The organism is Agrobacterium vitis (assembly GCF_037039395.1).
Lineage (GTDB): Bacteria > Pseudomonadota > Alphaproteobacteria > Rhizobiales > Rhizobiaceae > Allorhizobium > Allorhizobium vitis_E.
Genome location: NZ_CP146242.1, coordinates 3,659,583 through 3,674,942 on the forward strand (window position 1 = coordinate 3,659,583; position 15,360 = coordinate 3,674,942).

The following is a 15,360-nucleotide window of genomic DNA, read 5'->3' on the forward strand; positions in this document are numbered from 1 at the left end:
ATGGCGAAACTTCCATCGACCTATGATGTCGAAGCCGTCCGAAAGGATTTCCCGATCCTGTCACGGCTGGTGCATGGCGATAAACCGCTGGTCTACCTGGACAACGGTGCGTCTGCGCAAAAGCCCCAGGCGGTGATCGACGCCATCAGTCATGCCTATTCCAACGAATATGCCAATGTGCATCGCGGCCTGCATTTTCTGTCCAATGCCGCGACCGATGCTTATGAAGCGGCCCGCGAAAAGGTGCGGCGCTTTCTGAATGCCGGATCGGTGGACGAGGTGGTGTTCACCAAATCCTCCACCGAGGCCATCAATACGGTGGCCTATGGCCATGGCATGAAAGAGATCGGCGAGGGCGATGAAATCGTCCTGACCATCATGGAGCATCACTCCAATATCGTGCCCTGGCATTTTCTGAGGGAACGCAAGGGTGCAAAGCTGGTCTGGGTGCCGGTGGATGATGATGGCGCGTTCCACATCGAGGAATTCGAAAAGCGGTTGACCGATCGCACCAAGCTGATTGCCGTCACCCATATGTCCAATGCACTCGGAACCGTGGTTCCGGTCAAGGAAATTTGCCGGATCGCCAGGGAGCGCGGCATTCCGGTGCTGGTCGATGGCAGCCAGGCGGCGGTGCATATGCCGGTGGATGTGCAAGACATCGATTGCGACTGGTATGTGATGACCGGCCATAAGCTTTACGGCCCATCCGGCATCGGCGTGCTCTATGGCAAGATGGACCGGTTGCGCACCATGCAGCCCTTCATGGGCGGCGGGGAAATGATCGTCGATGTGACCGAGGATATGGTAACCTATAACGATCCGCCGCATCGGTTCGAGGCAGGAACGCCGCCGATCGTTCAGGCCATCGGGCTTGGTCATGCGCTGGATTATATCGAGGGTCTTGGCCGCGAGGCGATTGCCGCGCATGAGGCCGATTTGACCGCCTACGCCCACGAACGGCTGACGGCGATCAATTCGCTCCGGATTTTCGGCAATGCGCCGGGCAAGGGTGCGATTTTCTCTTTCGAGCTCAAGGGTATCCACGCCCATGACGTATCGATGCTGATCGACCGGCGGGGTGTGGCCGTTCGGGCTGGCACGCACTGCGCGCAGCCATTGCTGTCTCGTTTCGGTGTGACCTCTACCTGCCGGGCCTCTTTTGGCCTATATAATACCCGTGAAGAAATCGATGCGCTGGTGGAAGCGCTTGACTATGCCAAGACCTTCTTCGGCTGAGGATTGAAACCATGAGCGTCAGCGACATGAATACCAGTAAAAATGACGAGAAGCCGGATGTGCGCGAAGGTATCGTTCATTCCAGCATTCCGCCGGAGGAAGTCGCCCGCTTGTCGGACGATATCATCTCGGCACTGAAAACCGTCTATGACCCGGAAATTCCAGCGGATATTTTCGAGCTCGGCCTGATTTACAAGGTCGATATCGAAGACGACCGCATGGTGAAGATCATGATGACACTGACGGCGCCCGGCTGCCCGGTGGCTGGCGAAATGCCAGGCTGGGTCGAAAACGCGGTCGGCTCCGTGGAAGGCGTTTCGGGCGTGCAAGTGGAGATGACCTTTGATCCGCCATGGACACCGGACCGGATGTCTGAAGAGGCGCAGGTCGCCATCGGCTGGTATTGAGTGAGGGCGGCTTGCTGAAAGGCGAGCCGCCTATTACATTGTCAACATGCCGGTTTTGTCTGGCACTGTTCCGGTTTAAAAACCGAACCCACTTTTAAAAAACACCGGGCCTTGAACCCGGATGTGAAAAGGAGAAAGCCCATGGGCTTCGCGGTGATGACCATGACTGATGCGGCAGCTGCCCGCGTCAAGGAAATCGTCGAGAATTCCGGCCCGGATGCCAAGGGCATTCGTGTCGGTATCAAGAAGGGCGGCTGTGCGGGGATGGAATACACCATCGACCTGGTGACAGAACCGAACCCTAAAGATGACCTGATTGCTCGCGATGGCGCCTCCGTCTGGCTGGAGCCAGCCGCAGTGCTCTATCTGCTGGGTACGGAAATCGATTTCGAAACCACAACCTTGCGCTCCGGCTTTACGTTCCGCAATCCGAACCAGACCTCGGCCTGTGGCTGTGGCGAGTCGGTGGAATTGAAGGCCGCGGACCTGGCCGAGCTGGCGAAACAGCGGCAGGCAGTCCACGTCTGATCAGGGCCTATTGTTTCAGGGCTTATTGCTGCCATAAAAGAATGTCACAAAAAGAAACGCCTCGCCTTTCACATGGAAGGCGAGGCGTTTCTCATAGATCCGAATAGAATTCAATTATTTCAACAGGGATCGCAAATCATCTTGCTCACGGCGTAGCGCAGAGATCGTCGAAACGACAGAGTAGACAAACATCGCGCTTATAGCAGCCGAGAGCACGCAGAGAAGCAAGAACATCTTGTTTTCCTTTGTGTCTGATCGTCACTTGTCCAGCCTCAACGGTCATCCTGCGCCAAGGTTCCAATCAGCGGCTGGCGCTGTGGTAAGGCTGTGAAATCGACGTACGGAAATTGGAAGGGGCGCGGTCTTCGTTCATGTGAAAACCAATGCTCGTTGCCAGCATAGCGCCGATCATGGCAGTCCAAACCAGATTAATCATCGTCACTTTATCAAGCATGGGTTTCGTCCTTCGTTTTGACGGGGCCAGTTGCAGCAACAATGGCTGCAACCGCGTCTTGTTCCTGTGAGCAGTGCACTCTTTTTACAAAAGCCGTGCTGAAGCTGCCCTTAACACTCCGTTCATCTGGCGTTCATCTGAGCGGCCAGAAATGCGAAGCAGTCGTCTTCATGTTCATCAAACCAAGCAACCAATGCTTCAAGAACAAATGCGCTGTCAATTGCGATACTCAAAACAACTGCAAGCATTGTTTGTTCTCTTGGCCTTGTCGTTGAACATGATCCCTGTATAAACACCCGGCCTTGAAGCGGGCCTGAATGTGCCGTTCATCAGGCATTCATGGGGCGGGCAGGGGACAGTCCGGCCACAAATATGAACGGAATGGGCGTGAAAACCGGGACGGTAGGCGCTTGCGGTTCCAGCCTGTCCGTGACAAAAGGCGGGCATAAAAAGATGAGGGCGGGGCGAACCGATGACAATTGCCTTTTATCCGGGCTCTTTCGACCCGATGACCAATGGCCACCTGGATGTTCTGGTTCAGGCGCTCAATGTCGTCCCCAAGGTTGTCGTCGGGATCGGCATTCATCCTGGTAAAGTGCCAATGTTCAGCTTCGAGGAGCGCGCAGAACTGATTGCATCCAGCCTTGGCGAGGCCGTGCCTGAGCGGGCAGGGGATGTTTCGGTTATTGCCTTCGATGGCCTGGCCGTCGATGCCGCCCGCCAGCATGGCGCGACGCTTCTGGTCCGCGGCCTGCGCGATGGGTCGGACCTCGACTATGAAATGCAGCTTGCGGGCATGAACCGGCAGATGGCTCCAGACCTGCAAACCGTCTTCCTGCCAGCCGGCACGGCGTCGCGGCCCATAACGGCCACATTGGTCCGGCAAATCGCCACCATGGGCGGTGATGTCAGCGCCTTTGTCCCCCCGCAGGTGTCGCGGGCATTGAAATCCCGGCTCAAGGCTTGAGCCGATCCGAGAAATTACGGAGCCTTCATGAAACTCATGTCTCTTGCTTTCGCGGGCCTGCTCGCGCTTTCCACCCTTGCCACCAACGCCATGGCCCAGGCCGGGGCTAGTGATAACGTCATGACCATTCAGTTGAAGGACGGCCCTGTCGTCGTGCAACTGATGCCGGAGGTCGCGCCCAAGCATGTGGCGCAGATCAAGACGCTGGTTAGCCAGGGCCAATATGACAATGTCGCCTTTCACCGCGTCATCGAGGGCTTCATGGCCCAGACCGGCGATGTGCAATATGGCAATATGAAATCCGGCTTCGACAAGAGCCGTGCTGGCACTGGCGCTTCCAAGCTGCCGAATATTCCGGCGGAATTTTCCAAGACGCCTTTCGTGCGTGGCACGGTTGGCATGGCGCGTTCCCAGGACCCTAACTCTGCCAATTCGCAGTTTTTCATCATGTTCGGTGACGGCAGCTTCCTGAACGGCCAATATACCGTGGTTGGCAAGGTTGTGTCCGGCATGGAATTTGTCGATAAGATCAAGCGCGGCCAGGGTGGCAATGGCGAGGTCAGCGATCCCGACCGGATGATCAAGGTCACCCTCGGAAAGAAGTAGGTTGCCGCCACTTAATTAAGCGCGTGAAGCAGCAGTCACCTCATCCGTTCCCTTCTCCGGTCCTTTCGGACTGCGGAAAGGGGACTGATTTCAAAATCGGGCAAAATGCCCGGAAACCGGAATACCAAGGAGAAAAACATGGCTGAGATCAAGGATCCGGAAAACACCGTCATCATGGAAACCACCAAGGGCAAGGTCGTCATCAGCCTTTTCCCGGACCTGGCCCCCGGCCACGTCGCCCGCATCAAGGAACTGGCCCGCGAAGGCGCCTATGATGGCGTCGTCTTCCACCGCGTCATTCCCGATTTCATGGCCCAGACCGGCGACGTGAAATTTGGCAAAAAGGGTGGCGAAAGCTTCAATCCCGGTCGCGCTGGCATGGGCGGCTCCGACAAGCCGGACCTGAAGGCTGAATTTTCGGCCACTCCGCATGTGCGTGGCACCTGCTCCATGGCCCGTTCGCAAAGCCCGAACTCTGCCAATTCACAATTCTTCATCTGCTTCACCGATGCGCCTTGGCTGAACAAGCAATATTCCGTCTGGGGCCAGGTTATCGAAGGCATGGACGTCATCGACGCCGTCAAGAAGGGTGAGCCGGTCACCGATCCGGATTCGATCATCTCGCTGAAAGTCGCCGCCGACGCCTGATTTCGGCTTTTTTCATAGCCCGCTCCGGTGCTTGGGCGCCGGGGCGGGTTTTCGCGTTCCAAACCCTGTTGCGGTATCATGCGTGTAGACCTGTTCGATTTCGATCTCCCAGACGAGAATATCGCGCTGCGCCCGGCCAGTCCGCGCGATCAGGCGCGGTTTCTGGTCGTTCGCCCGGATGGGTCACCAACGCTGGAAGATCGCCGGGTGTTCGAGCTGCCGTCCTTCCTTAGGGCCGGGGACGCGCTGGTCTTCAACGACACCAAAGTTATTCCGGCCCAACTGGAAGGTGTTCGCATCCGGGAAGGGGCCGAGCGCACGCCAGTGTCCTGCACGTTGCATATGCGCGTGGCCGCCAATCGCTGGAAAGCCTTTGCAAGGCCAGGCAAACGGATCAAGCAAGGCGATGTGATCGACTTTGACGGCCTATTGGCGACGGTTGCAGAAAAAGGCGAGGCGGGCGAAATCGATCTGGAATTTGCCGCCTCCGGTCCTGATCTCGACCGGGCGATTGCGGGTGTCGGCCATATCCCGCTGCCGCCCTATATTGCCGCGAAACGCCCGGAAGATGGGCAGGATCGCACCGATTACCAGACCATTTATGCGCGGGAAGAGGGGGCGGTCGCAGCACCGACCGCCGGTCTGCACTTCACGCCTGCCCTGTTCGAGGCGTTGGATAAAGCCGGGATCGAGCGCCATTTCGTGACGCTGCATGTCGGGGCGGGGACCTTCCTGCCCGTCAAGGCCGACGATACCGACGACCATAAGATGCATCAGGAAATCGGCCATGTCTCGGCTGAGACGGCGGCGGCCCTTAACGCGGTCAAGGCGCGGGGCGGGCGGATCGTCAGTGTCGGCACCACGTCATTGCGACTGCTGGAAAGCGCTGCCAGCGAGGATGGCTGTCTCCTGCCTTGGTCGGATGCGACGGGCATTTTCATCACCCCGGGCTATCGCTTCAGGGCGGTGGATGTGCTGATGACCAATTTTCACCTGCCGAAATCCACGCTGTTCATGCTGGTTTCGGCGTTTGCCGGGCTTGAAACCATGCGGGCGGCCTATGCCCATGCGATCGAGACCGGCTACCGTTTCTATTCCTACGGCGATTCCAGCCTGCTCTTCCGGAAAGACAAATAACAATGAGCGAGCAGTTCACGTTTACCCTGAAAGCCACCAGCGGCAAGGCCCGGCTTGGCGAAATCACCATGCCGCGTGGCACGATCCGCACTCCAGCCTTCATGCCGGTCGGCACGGTCGGAACGGTCAAGGCCATGTATCTCGATCAGGTGCGGGAAGGGGGCGCCGATATCATTCTGGGCAACACCTACCACCTGATGCTACGCCCCGGCGCCGAGCGCGTCGCCAGACTTGGCGGCTTGCACGAGTTGATCCGCTGGCCGCAGCCGATCCTGACCGATAGTGGCGGGTTTCAGGTCATGTCTCTCTCCGGCCTTCGCAAACTTGATGAGCAGGGCGTGACCTTCAAGAGCCATATCGACGGTTCGCTGCATCACATGTCGCCGGAAAGATCCATCGAAATCCAGGGCCTGCTGGACAGCGACATCCAGATGCAGTTGGACGAGTGCGTCGCCTTGCCCGCTGAGCCACGTGAAATTGAGCGCGCCATGGAAATGTCGTTGCGCTGGGCGGAGCGCTGCCGCGTCGCCTTTGGCGAACAGCCCGGCAAGGCGATGTTCGGCATCGTGCAGGGCGGCGATCAACCAGGCTTGCGCATTCGCTCCGCCGAAGGGCTGAAGCAACTGGACCTGAAAGGCTATGCTGTCGGCGGGTTGGCGGTCGGTGAGCCGCAGGAGGTGATGCTCAGCATGCTCGACATTACCCTGCCTGTGCTGCCGACCGAAAAGCCGCGCTACCTGATGGGCGTCGGCACGCCGGACGATATGTTGAAATCGGTCGCGCGTGGCATCGATATGTTCGATTGCGTCATGCCGACCCGCTCCGGCCGCCATGGCCTCGCCTTCACCCGGCGTGGCAAGGTCAATATCCGCAATGCCCGCCACGCCGAGGATAAACGCCCCCTGGACGAACAATCGTCCTGCCCGGCGGCACGGGATTATTCGCGCGCCTATCTGCACCACCTGGTGCGTTCCAACGAAGCGCTGGGCGGCATGTTGTTGTCCTGGAATAATCTATCCTATTATCAGGAGTTGATGCAGGGTATCCGCCAGTCAATCGCCGAAGGCAGGTTTGAGGACTTCATGGCCGAGACCATGGAATGCTGGGCGCGAGGTGATATCGAGGCGGCGTAATGCTTGATCTGCTCAGTGCTCTGCCATGTTCGATAGGGCTCCATTCAGATCAACGCCAGACAGATGCACGGATGAGATCGCAGGCTGCGAAGCCCGCAAGGCCAGGGCCTCGATCAAGGACTGCTGGATGGCATCGCGCAATTGATGCGATGTTTTTACCGTCTGTTTCTTGTCGAGCCACTGCGCCGCGTTGACAAGGTTGGCGCCTTCCTGAACCATGATCCTGTGCGCGCGCTCCAGCGCCCAGGCTTCCCAATCATTGTTGAGCCAATCATTGCCGAGAAAGTGATCAATAGACATATCATTTGCCCCCGGAAACATGTCCGTCATCAAAGCGATTCATTCGCCAAGGCAGACTAACAAATCTTATGATTCGCTAAAAAATAAAAACGCTTTAGATCGGCTTTTTTCGTGAGATACCTGAGATTTACAGGGAGTATTTTCGAGCCATCAAGTCTAAGTTGGGTATTTGACACAGTTGTTTTATTTAAAGTTGCCGACAGACGGACAAGAGTAATAGCTGGCGCGGTTTGAGCGTCAATTTCAATATAGCGCCGTGCGTTTTATAAAACGCACAAACGACGCTGTAACAGTTTAAATCTGCTGCATAATTTTCTCCTGAAATCGTTTCCGATTTAAGGAATTATGCAGTAGCCCCGGTGGTTTCGTCCTCACGCATGATGGGTGGCGCAAATAGGGCAAAATGACATGAGAACGAATAGGACATTGAGCTGGAGAGCATATGCGGATTTTTGTCGGATCGGATTTTCATGCGGACCATCAAGAGAACATGGACTGGCTCCGGCAGATCTCGACGCGCGACTACCGGCAGGACGTGCTGATCGTTGCCGGCGACGTGGCAAACGGCATGGCGCTGTTTCAGACTGTCATGGAACTCCTGGCCCAGCGATTTTTCAAGGTTCTGTATGTGCCGGGCAATCACGATCTATGGGTTGATGGCAAAGGGCAGGGCTCATCCTTCGACAAATTCCAGCGGCTACGAGCTGCCTGCGCCGATCTGGATATCGGCATGGAGCCACTGGCACTCGCCAACACGCTGATCGTCCCGCTGCTTGGCTGGTACGATTACTCCTTCGGCCCGCCCGGCTCTATCCTCAAGCAGTCCTGGATGGATTACCGGCGCTGTGATTGGGAAGGCGGTTCAGATGACGAGGTCAGCCGCTTTTTCGACAGTGGCAATGCGGAGCCCGATACATCAGGATTTTCCTCGATCCTGTCTTTCTCGCATTTCCTGCCACGCATCGACCTGATGCCGGAGCGTATGCCGGAGAAATACCGCTTCCTCTATCCCGTCCTTGGCTCCAGCCGGTTGGAAGACAGGATCGCTGCTCTTGGTTCGCACCTGCATATCTACGGTCACAGCCACCTCAACCGCCGTACCGTCAAGGACGGGCGCACCTACATCAACAACGCCTTCGGCTATCCTTCGGAGCGCCACATTGCGGCAAGGATGCTGATGCATGTGGGTGATGTCTAGGGGGCGTTTGTGCTGTGCTGGTTCCATGCGTGTTGTTGCGCCGGTTGCTTACTTTCAGCACAACGGTTTCCGGAGGGTTAAGCTCAATTTAAGGAGGACAACTCGTGGACGTTAATCTCAAAGAGGCCAGTTGGCTCAATCAACCGGCAGTGTGGCAGGCCACAAAAACTGGCCTTACTCTGACGACCGATGCGAACACTGATACCTGGCGTAAGACCCATTACGGATTTACGCGCGATAGCGGACATTTCCTCGGTACTCCCGTTGACGATGGTTTCACAGCGTGTGTCCGCGTCCAGGGGGAGTTCCGGTCACTCTATGACCAAGCTGGCCTTATGGTGCGCATTGACGAAAATCGATGGGTCAAGACGGGTGTGGAGTTCACCGATGGAGAACGCTTCCTGAGTACGGTCATCACGGATGGGAAATCTGACTGGTCAGTGTCCCAGCCTTTCAAAGACCTCGAGGATTTCTATATTCGGATTACACTGAAGGAAGGCGCGATGCGCATTCAGGCATCGTCAGATGGCAGGGTGTGGCCGCTACTGCGACTTGCTCCGTTTCCAGAAGCTTCTCGTTATCTTGTCGGTTTGACTGCGTGTACGCCGGAACGAGGGGGACTGGATGTTCGGTTCTCAGAGTTCACAATAGACGCGGCGATAACGACCGATCTTCATGACCTTACAGCGTAGCAGTGCCAACAAGCGTTCCGCTGAAAGTGGAATCTACCCCGATGTGAGTTCACGCTGAAGCGCGACCTGCGTGGCTTTCAAGCTAGCTGGCATGTCGCATCTGCGCGAGTAGTTTCTTGCGGAAGACCTCAGCCGGTGTTCGGTAGCCAAGGCATTTACGCGGCGTCTGATTGAGTTGATTGCAGATCTTGATCAGATCGGCATCGGCTACGGACAAGGGGTCGACGTCCCTGGAAAGCCATTTCCGCGCTCGCCTGTTGGTGTTTTCGACCGTTCCCTTCTGCCAGGGCGACTGAGGGTCACAAAACCATGTTTGCGTTCCTATGCCTGCCTGAAGGTACGGCCAGTCGGTGAACTCGGTGCCTCGGTCGAATGTCATCGATCGACGGGCGAGGCGAGGGAGGCTCTTCAGCGCCTGGATGATGCCATCCATGACCGGGCGAGACTGGCGATCATTGTTACGCAACAAGATCGTAAAGCGGCTCACCCGCTCAACGAGCGATGTCACATTGGCCTTGCCGAACTTCTTGCGGAACTGGATCAGATCGCATTCCCAATGCCCGAACTGCTTGCGGTCAGCAACGACATCCGGCCGGTGCAGAATGTTGAGTTCCGGGCCAAACCTTTGACCATGCTTGCGTCTTGCATGTCGTGGTCGTCGCCTGGCCCGATGCTCCGGCAAGTGACGCCACAGTTTGATGGCATGACCATCAGCCGAGTATGCGAACTTGTAGATTGTCTCGTGGCTGACAAAGATCGGATGGTGTTCCAGTCGCATGCGACCGGCGATCTGCTGGGGCGACCAGCCATGCATGATCCGGTCGATCACGGACTGCCTCACATTCGAGAAGCGCGCCAGCTTCCTCAGCTTGGCCCGCCGTTCGCACGCCATGTCATGCGCCGTGACGCAGTAATAGCCATTGAGGTCCGGGACCACCTCATCGATGAACGTATTCCGTTTGATTTCACGAAAGATCGTCGAGCGATGGCGACCGAGTGTCTCGGCGATCATCTCAATACTCTGGCCCGCCATACGCCAGCGAGCGATCTTACGGCGTTCGTCCAAGTCGATATGGGAGTAGGTGCGTTTCATTGCGCTTTCCTTGCAAGGGGTAAATCGTTGTTATCTATTGCAAGTCGCACTTCATCCTTGAACCCACCCGACTACATACAAAAGTTAGATAAGATAGATTATGGAACTAATTGCCATCCAAAGAACGCATTTTACCCGAACCGCGCAACTCGTGTGGCTGCGAGATCGGCCAGCACGGACAAAGCCAAGGACTGGGCATCCCGGGCTCTGTTGAAGATGCCGATTGGAGATTTGATGCGGGCTATGTCGGTTTCACTGTATCCGAGGTCTCGCAGCCGTTTCATCCGCCTTGCATGGGTTCTGGCGCTGCCCAAGGCACCGAGATAAAAAGGCTCCGCGCCAAGTGCTGCCTGAAGAACCGGTATTTCCAAATCGATATCGTGGTGCAGAAGTGCCACTGCCGTATCTGCATCAATCCGGCTGGCATCCGGCTCAAGGTTGGCGTTATCGTGACGATAAACCTCGTAGCCCGCAGCCTCGGCGATCCTGGCTGTCGTATCGACTTCGATGGATCGGCCAGACAGAAAAATCCGCGTCTTTGGGCGGTAGACTGTGACGAAACTTTCGTTTTCCCAACCGGCGCGTTTCGGCGCTTCGATTGCCGTCAAGGCCTGTTTCGACGGTTCGTAGCGCAAACCGGCTGGAAGCCGGCTTTCAAGGCTATCAAGCACGGTGCGGATCGGCGCGCTGTGGCGAAGAACATGGATGGCAATGGTGATGCCGCCGCCACAGGGAAGCACGATATCGAAAAACGGTGAACCTTCGCCAAACAGAACGTGGCGATCCGCGCCTTCGCCAATAGCGTCCACAGCTTCGCTGGCGACCGCCGCTTCGATGCAACCGCCGGAGACGAAACCGCAATAACGGCCATCGTCGCGGATCGCCATATGCGCGCCGAGTGCGCGGGCAGAGCCACCCCGGATCTCTATAAGCGTAGCCAATGCGACGCCTGCCCCGCCGTCGAGACAGTCAACCGCGAACCGCAATATATCGACGGCACTATCGGTGGAAAATGCCCTTTCGGGAACCAAGGACCTGAAGGTCGTTGGGGATGTGTTGTTCATTCAGGCACCACTTTCTTTCCCTTCGCCATACCGTCGGCGCAGACAGCGCCGACGGTATTTACGGGAAGTCTTCCTCAGATGATCTTTTCCAGAGTAATCGGCAGATCGCGGACACGCTTGCCGGTGGCATGGAAGACAGCATTGGCGATGGCTGGCGCGACACCGACAATCCCGACTTCGCCAACTCCTTTGCCGCCAAGCGTAGAAGCTTCGTAGTCAGGTATACCCACTGAAATCACTTGGATATCGGGAATGTCGACATTGGTCGGCACAAGATAATCCGCCATATTATTGTTGACGACCCGCCCGTTGCGGCTGTCCACCAACCCCTCCTCCAGCAAAGCTTGGCCGATACCCATGATGATGCCACCGCGCCATTGGCTTTCCACCATTTTCGGATTGTAAAGCCGTCCACAATCGAAGGCGGAAACCATGCGCGACACCCGAACAGTGCCAAAATCCTCATCGACCCGAACTTCGACAAAATGAGCGCACCAGCTATGCATGGAGTAGTCGCCCATGGTCGGGCCTTGCACTCTTGCCATGCTGGTCCAGGCGCCCTTGTGGTCGGTGGCACTTTGGGCATCGTCGGGCAGTGTATTGCGCCGCACTTCAATCTCATCTCTGTTCAGGGCTGTCATCAACTCGGGCAGGGTGATCGAAGGCCCCTCACCGCGTGACATGGTAATCCGGCCATCGCTCAATGTCAGAATATTGGCGCCGGTCTCGCGGAATGGCGAATTGGCATCATTAAGGGCAAGCGCCAGGATTTCGTCACGGGCCGCCATCGCTGCCTTGTGGACAGCGCCAGTGATCGACCCAGCCAGCATTGATCCGCCGGCAATCGCCGATCCTGGAAGCCTGGAATCACCGAGTACAACATCGATCTGCTCGACCGGCACGCCCAGCGCTTCTGAAGCGGTCTGGGCAAGGATTGTATAGGTACCCTGCCCCATGTCTATGGCGCCGCTGACCACTTCAACGCGCCCATTCGCCAGAATGCGGATCATTGCTTCGCTCGGCGCGCGGATCACTGGAAAGGTGCCGCAACCGATACCCCAGCCGATCAGATGGCGCCCGTCGCGCATGGTCCGGGGTTGAGCGCTGCGCCGTGACCAGCCAAAGGCGTCGGCGCCTTGGGTGAGGGCCTCGCGCAATTGCCTTGTCGACCAGGGTTTGCCCGATTGATAATCATGGTCGGCATAGTTTTTCAGGCGGATTTCCAGTGGGTCCATCCCGATGGCAGCGGCCAGTTCATCCATAGCGCATTCAATGCCAAAGGCACTTGGATTTTTGCCCGGCCCCCGCAAAGCGCCTGGTGTCACAGTATTGACTGGCACGACGCGATGCTCGGAACTGAAATTCTCCACCTTGTAGAGGATCGGTGTCGCGGCGCCGGTCTGCTCGGGATAATCCATGTAGGTTGAGGTCTCACTGGCACCGCGATGAAGGATTGCCTGTAAAATCCCGTCCTGGGTTGCGCCCAAGGCGATGGTCTGGCGCGTCGCGGCACGTCCACCGTAACTGGTGAAATTCTGGGGCCGGGTCACGGCCAGTTTAACGGGACGGCCCAGCTTTCTCGCCGCTGCCGCCGCCACAGCACCATAGGCCAGCGCCCCGCCCTTGGAGCCGAAACCGCCGCCAATAAACGGTGAGACGATACGGACATTCTCCAGCGGCAGGCCGAACCATTCGGCGTAGCTGCGTGCCATGCCGTGGGTCCATTGGCTCGGCTCCCAAAGCGTCAACCGGTCCTCTTCCCACTGAGCGGTCAGGCCATGCGGCTCCATGGCGACATGGTATTCACGCGGTGTCCGATATTCAGCCTCGATGCGCACCGCAGAAGCAGCCAGCGCCGCCTCGGCATCACCCCAGGAAACATTCAGATTATCCATCAGCTTGCCAGGACCAGCATTTGGATCGTCCAGTCCATTGGTTGCCGTAGTTTCTTCATAGACGACACGAACCAGCTTGGCAGCTTCGGCTGCCTGCTCCCGGCTTTCGGCGATGATGGCTGCAATCGTTTGGCCATTGAAGCTTACCGTATTGGACAGGGGATAATAGGGCTGGTTATCCGGCCGATTTCCGTACCAATCAGACGCGGTGATCAGGCCGAGATCATCCTGCGGTGTCAGCACCATCAGCACGCCTGGTGCCGCTTTCGCTGCGGATGTATCGATCGACACAATCCGACCGGACGCAATCGTGCTCTGTACAAGCACGGCGTGGGCAGCATCCTCAACCGGATATTCCAGCGCAAAGGTTGCAGCACCCGTGATCTTTCTCTGTCCTTCAAACCGTGAAAGACGGCCACCAACCGCCCCATCGGCGGCATCGCCGTGCTTGCGTGCTGTCACTATCGTCATGCGAGACCTCCCAGAGTGAGGACGGCGCGGGCGATAACGCGCGGCGCCAGTTGGATCTTGTGGTGATTATCGCCCTGCGATACCGCGCCTTCCATCGAAAGCCGGCTGGCTTGCTCCACGGTTTGCGGCTCAAGCAGCTTGCCCGTCAGCGCCTGTTCAACGGCGCGGACCCGCCAAGGCTTGCTGGCCACACCACCAAGCGCAATGCGAATATCCCGGATCGTGCGGCCATCCTCTTCCAGTTCCAGGCCAACGGCAGCACTGGCTGCGGCGAATTCGTAGGACTGGCGGTCGCGGATCTTCAGATAGGTGGAATTTTCAGCCGCAGCGGATGCCGGAATGGTGATGGAGAGGATCATCTCCCCTGGCGTCAACTGGGTTTCGAGATGCGGCGCATCGCCATAGGGCAAAAAGAAATCGTCGATAGCGATCTCCCGCTCACCCACATCCACTGTGGCATCAAAGGCGGTCAGCGCCACGGCAAGATCGCCGGGATAGCTGGCAATGCAGAGATCGCTGATACCAAGCACTGCATGGTTACGAGTCACGCCGCCGATGGCTGAACAGCCGGACCCCGGTGCGCGCTTGTTGCAGGCCGCAAAGGTGCCCGGATCACGGAAATAAGAACAGCGGGTGCGCTGCATGAGATTGCCACCAACCGTCGCCATGTTGCGCAGTTGGGGCGACGCCGCCAGAGACAGCGATTGCGCAACAGCCGGGTAGCGCGTCTTTATGGCAGGGTGATCGGCCACGGTGGACATTCTGGCCAAGGTGCCAATTGTAGCGCAAGTTTCATTGACGGTAATGGTGCCAAGCCCGGCGAGATGGCTGATATCAAGGACCTTATCCGGTTCAGCAACGCCGGATTTGGCAAGGTCCAACAAACTCGTGCCACCGGCCAGCAGCGCTGTTTCTGGTTGGTGCGTTGCCTCACGAGCCGCTTGTATGGACGAGGCCCGGCTATAGGAAAAGCTCTTCATCATGCAGCCTCCGCCGCGTCACGCACCGCTGCCACGATGCTGTTATAGGCCCCGCATCGACAGAGGTTTCCAGACATATATTCGCGGATTTCCGCATCCGATCCCGCATGCCCCTCGCGGATGCACGCCACAGCCGACATGATCTGGCCGGGTGTACAATAACCGCATTGAAAGGCATCCTGTTCCAGAAAAGCTGTCTGAACCGGATGCAATTCGCCATTTGGCGCTGCAATGCCTTCTATCGTGGTGATCGCATGGCCTTCCGCCTGGGCTGCCAGCATCATACAGGACAAGACCCGCTTGCCATCGACATGGCAGGTACAGGCGCCGCACTGCCCCTGATCGCAGCCCTTCTTGGTGCCGGTCATCGACAAATGCTCGCGAAGCGCGTCAAGCAAGGTCACACGCGGCTCAACGTCACATTCGTGAACCGCGCCGTTGATGGTCAAGCTGAGATGAAGTGTTGCTGGCATGATAAGCTCCGTGCTGTCGCTTAAAAGAGTGAATAGGCGCCATGCGTTTGCATAAACGCATGGCGCCTGCCGTCT

At 57.5% G+C, this 15,360-nt stretch carries 18 protein-coding genes; 10 read left to right on the forward strand and 8 right to left on the reverse strand.

The genetic code is table 11. The features are described 5' to 3' along the window. From V6582_RS19465 to sufA, 3 genes are all read left to right on the forward strand, one after another. Window positions 1-1,239 (forward strand): cysteine desulfurase, encoded by a 1,239-nt coding sequence (locus V6582_RS19465; RefSeq protein WP_156630733.1) that lies wholly within the window; start codon window positions 1-3, stop codon window positions 1,237-1,239. Between the two features lie 26 nt (window positions 1,240-1,265). Further along, complete coding sequence (locus tag V6582_RS19470; protein WP_070165127.1) at window positions 1,266-1,646, forward strand: SUF system Fe-S cluster assembly protein; 381 nt, start codon at window positions 1,266-1,268, stop codon at window positions 1,644-1,646. A gap of 141 nt (window positions 1,647-1,787) precedes the next feature. Further along, window positions 1,788-2,174 (forward strand): Fe-S cluster assembly scaffold SufA, encoded by a 387-nt coding sequence (sufA, locus tag V6582_RS19475; RefSeq protein WP_156536475.1) that lies wholly within the window; start codon window positions 1,788-1,790, stop codon window positions 2,172-2,174. A 301-nt stretch (window positions 2,175-2,475) separates the two neighbouring features. Here sufA and V6582_RS19480 read toward each other — a convergent pair whose 3' ends face one another. Both V6582_RS19480 and V6582_RS19485 read right to left on the reverse strand, forming a co-directional pair. Beyond that, window positions 2,476-2,628 carry a hypothetical protein gene (locus tag V6582_RS19480; protein WP_156536474.1) on the reverse strand — a complete coding sequence of 51 codons (153 nt, stop codon included), beginning with the start codon at window positions 2,626-2,628 and terminating at the stop codon, window positions 2,476-2,478. A gap of 122 nt (window positions 2,629-2,750) precedes the next feature. Then, on the reverse strand, window positions 2,751-2,876 hold the full coding sequence (locus tag V6582_RS19485; protein ID WP_272950767.1) for a hypothetical protein: 126 nt from the start codon (window positions 2,874-2,876) through the stop codon (window positions 2,751-2,753). Between the two features lie 224 nt (window positions 2,877-3,100). Here V6582_RS19485 and coaD point away from each other — a divergent pair, with 224 nt between their 5' ends. From coaD to tgt, 5 genes are all read left to right on the forward strand, one after another. Then, window positions 3,101-3,595, forward strand: coding sequence for a pantetheine-phosphate adenylyltransferase (gene coaD / locus V6582_RS19490; protein WP_156630734.1), 495 nt, complete (start codon window positions 3,101-3,103; stop codon window positions 3,593-3,595). A gap of 27 nt (window positions 3,596-3,622) precedes the next feature. Continuing rightward, window positions 3,623-4,201: a peptidylprolyl isomerase gene (locus tag V6582_RS19495; protein WP_156630735.1), complete on the forward strand. Its 579-nt coding sequence runs from the start codon at window positions 3,623-3,625 to the stop codon at window positions 4,199-4,201. A 138-nt stretch (window positions 4,202-4,339) separates the two neighbouring features. Beyond that, on the forward strand, window positions 4,340-4,849 hold the full coding sequence (locus V6582_RS19500; protein WP_156630736.1) for a peptidylprolyl isomerase: 510 nt from the start codon (window positions 4,340-4,342) through the stop codon (window positions 4,847-4,849). A 78-nt stretch (window positions 4,850-4,927) separates the two neighbouring features. Beyond that, window positions 4,928-5,986, forward strand: coding sequence for a tRNA preQ1(34) S-adenosylmethionine ribosyltransferase-isomerase QueA (queA, locus tag V6582_RS19505; RefSeq protein ID WP_156630737.1), 1,059 nt, complete (start codon window positions 4,928-4,930; stop codon window positions 5,984-5,986). 2 nt (window positions 5,987-5,988) lie between these two features. Beyond that, a complete protein-coding gene (gene tgt, locus V6582_RS19510) occupies window positions 5,989-7,119 on the forward strand; it encodes a tRNA guanosine(34) transglycosylase Tgt (protein WP_070164716.1) in 1,131 nt (376 codons plus the stop codon). A gap of 12 nt (window positions 7,120-7,131) precedes the next feature. Here the strand turns inward: tgt and V6582_RS19515 are convergent, their stop codons facing one another. Then, window positions 7,132-7,419, reverse strand: coding sequence for a hypothetical protein (locus tag V6582_RS19515; RefSeq protein ID WP_197434288.1), 288 nt, complete (start codon window positions 7,417-7,419; stop codon window positions 7,132-7,134). A 442-nt stretch (window positions 7,420-7,861) separates the two neighbouring features. Between V6582_RS19515 and V6582_RS19520 the strand changes: the two genes are divergently transcribed. Next, entirely contained in the window at window positions 7,862-8,617 is a 756-nt protein-coding gene (locus V6582_RS19520) for a metallophosphoesterase (protein ID WP_156630738.1), read from the forward strand. 104 nt (window positions 8,618-8,721) lie between these two features. After that, window positions 8,722-9,309, forward strand: a complete 588-nt coding sequence (locus V6582_RS19525; protein WP_337739176.1) for a DUF1349 domain-containing protein — start codon at window positions 8,722-8,724, stop codon at window positions 9,307-9,309. 82 nt (window positions 9,310-9,391) lie between these two features. Here V6582_RS19525 and V6582_RS19530 read toward each other — a convergent pair whose 3' ends face one another. The 5 genes from V6582_RS19530 to V6582_RS19550 all read right to left on the reverse strand — a co-directional run bounded on the left by V6582_RS19530 (window position 9,392) and on the right by V6582_RS19550 (window position 15,285). After that, on the reverse strand, window positions 9,392-10,402 hold the full coding sequence (locus V6582_RS19530) for an IS30 family transposase (protein ID WP_156634948.1): 1,011 nt from the start codon (window positions 10,400-10,402) through the stop codon (window positions 9,392-9,394). A gap of 131 nt (window positions 10,403-10,533) precedes the next feature. Then, window positions 10,534-11,466: an XdhC family protein gene (locus V6582_RS19535; RefSeq protein ID WP_156633392.1), complete on the reverse strand. Its 933-nt coding sequence runs from the start codon at window positions 11,464-11,466 to the stop codon at window positions 10,534-10,536. Window positions 11,467-11,540: 74 nt separating this feature from the next. After that, the gene (locus V6582_RS19540) at window positions 11,541-13,832 is read right to left on the reverse strand and encodes a xanthine dehydrogenase family protein molybdopterin-binding subunit (RefSeq protein ID WP_156633391.1); all 2,292 of its coding nucleotides are present in this window, start codon (window positions 13,830-13,832) and stop codon (window positions 11,541-11,543) included. Next, complete coding sequence (locus V6582_RS19545) at window positions 13,829-14,812, reverse strand: FAD binding domain-containing protein (RefSeq protein WP_156633404.1); 984 nt, start codon at window positions 14,810-14,812, stop codon at window positions 13,829-13,831. Before V6582_RS19545 ends, V6582_RS19540 begins: the two co-directional genes overlap by 4 nt. Then, entirely contained in the window at window positions 14,812-15,285 is a 474-nt protein-coding gene (locus V6582_RS19550) for a (2Fe-2S)-binding protein (protein ID WP_156547673.1), read from the reverse strand. The genes V6582_RS19545 and V6582_RS19550 overlap by 1 nt, the downstream gene beginning before the upstream one ends. Between the last annotated feature and the right edge of the window lie 75 nt (window positions 15,286-15,360).

Coding starts and splice junctions, on each gene's coding strand:
- V6582_RS19465 (WP_156630733.1), top strand. CDS start 1: ATGGCGAAACTTCCATCGACCTATGATGTCGAAGCCGTCCGAAAGGAT.
- V6582_RS19470 (WP_070165127.1), top strand. CDS start 1,266: ATGAATACCAGTAAAAATGACGAGAAGCCGGATGTGCGCGAAGGTATC.
- sufA (WP_156536475.1), top strand. CDS start 1,788: ATGGGCTTCGCGGTGATGACCATGACTGATGCGGCAGCTGCCCGCGTC.
- V6582_RS19480 (WP_156536474.1), bottom strand. CDS start 2,628: ATGCTTGATAAAGTGACGATGATTAATCTGGTTTGGACTGCCATGATC.
- V6582_RS19485 (WP_272950767.1), bottom strand. CDS start 2,876: ATGCTTGCAGTTGTTTTGAGTATCGCAATTGACAGCGCATTTGTTCTT.
- coaD (WP_156630734.1), top strand. CDS start 3,101: ATGACAATTGCCTTTTATCCGGGCTCTTTCGACCCGATGACCAATGGC.
- V6582_RS19495 (WP_156630735.1), top strand. CDS start 3,623: ATGAAACTCATGTCTCTTGCTTTCGCGGGCCTGCTCGCGCTTTCCACC.
- V6582_RS19500 (WP_156630736.1), top strand. CDS start 4,340: ATGGCTGAGATCAAGGATCCGGAAAACACCGTCATCATGGAAACCACC.
- queA (WP_156630737.1), top strand. CDS start 4,928: ATGCGTGTAGACCTGTTCGATTTCGATCTCCCAGACGAGAATATCGCG.
- tgt (WP_070164716.1), top strand. CDS start 5,989: ATGAGCGAGCAGTTCACGTTTACCCTGAAAGCCACCAGCGGCAAGGCC.
- V6582_RS19515 (WP_197434288.1), bottom strand. CDS start 7,419: ATGTCTATTGATCACTTTCTCGGCAATGATTGGCTCAACAATGATTGG.
- V6582_RS19520 (WP_156630738.1), top strand. CDS start 7,862: ATGCGGATTTTTGTCGGATCGGATTTTCATGCGGACCATCAAGAGAAC.
- V6582_RS19530 (WP_156634948.1), bottom strand. CDS start 10,402: ATGAAACGCACCTACTCCCATATCGACTTGGACGAACGCCGTAAGATC.
- V6582_RS19535 (WP_156633392.1), bottom strand. CDS start 11,466: ATGAACAACACATCCCCAACGACCTTCAGGTCCTTGGTTCCCGAAAGG.
- V6582_RS19540 (WP_156633391.1), bottom strand. CDS start 13,832: ATGACGATAGTGACAGCACGCAAGCACGGCGATGCCGCCGATGGGGCG.
- V6582_RS19545 (WP_156633404.1), bottom strand. CDS start 14,812: ATGAAGAGCTTTTCCTATAGCCGGGCCTCGTCCATACAAGCGGCTCGT.
- V6582_RS19550 (WP_156547673.1), bottom strand. CDS start 15,285: ATGCCAGCAACACTTCATCTCAGCTTGACCATCAACGGCGCGGTTCAC.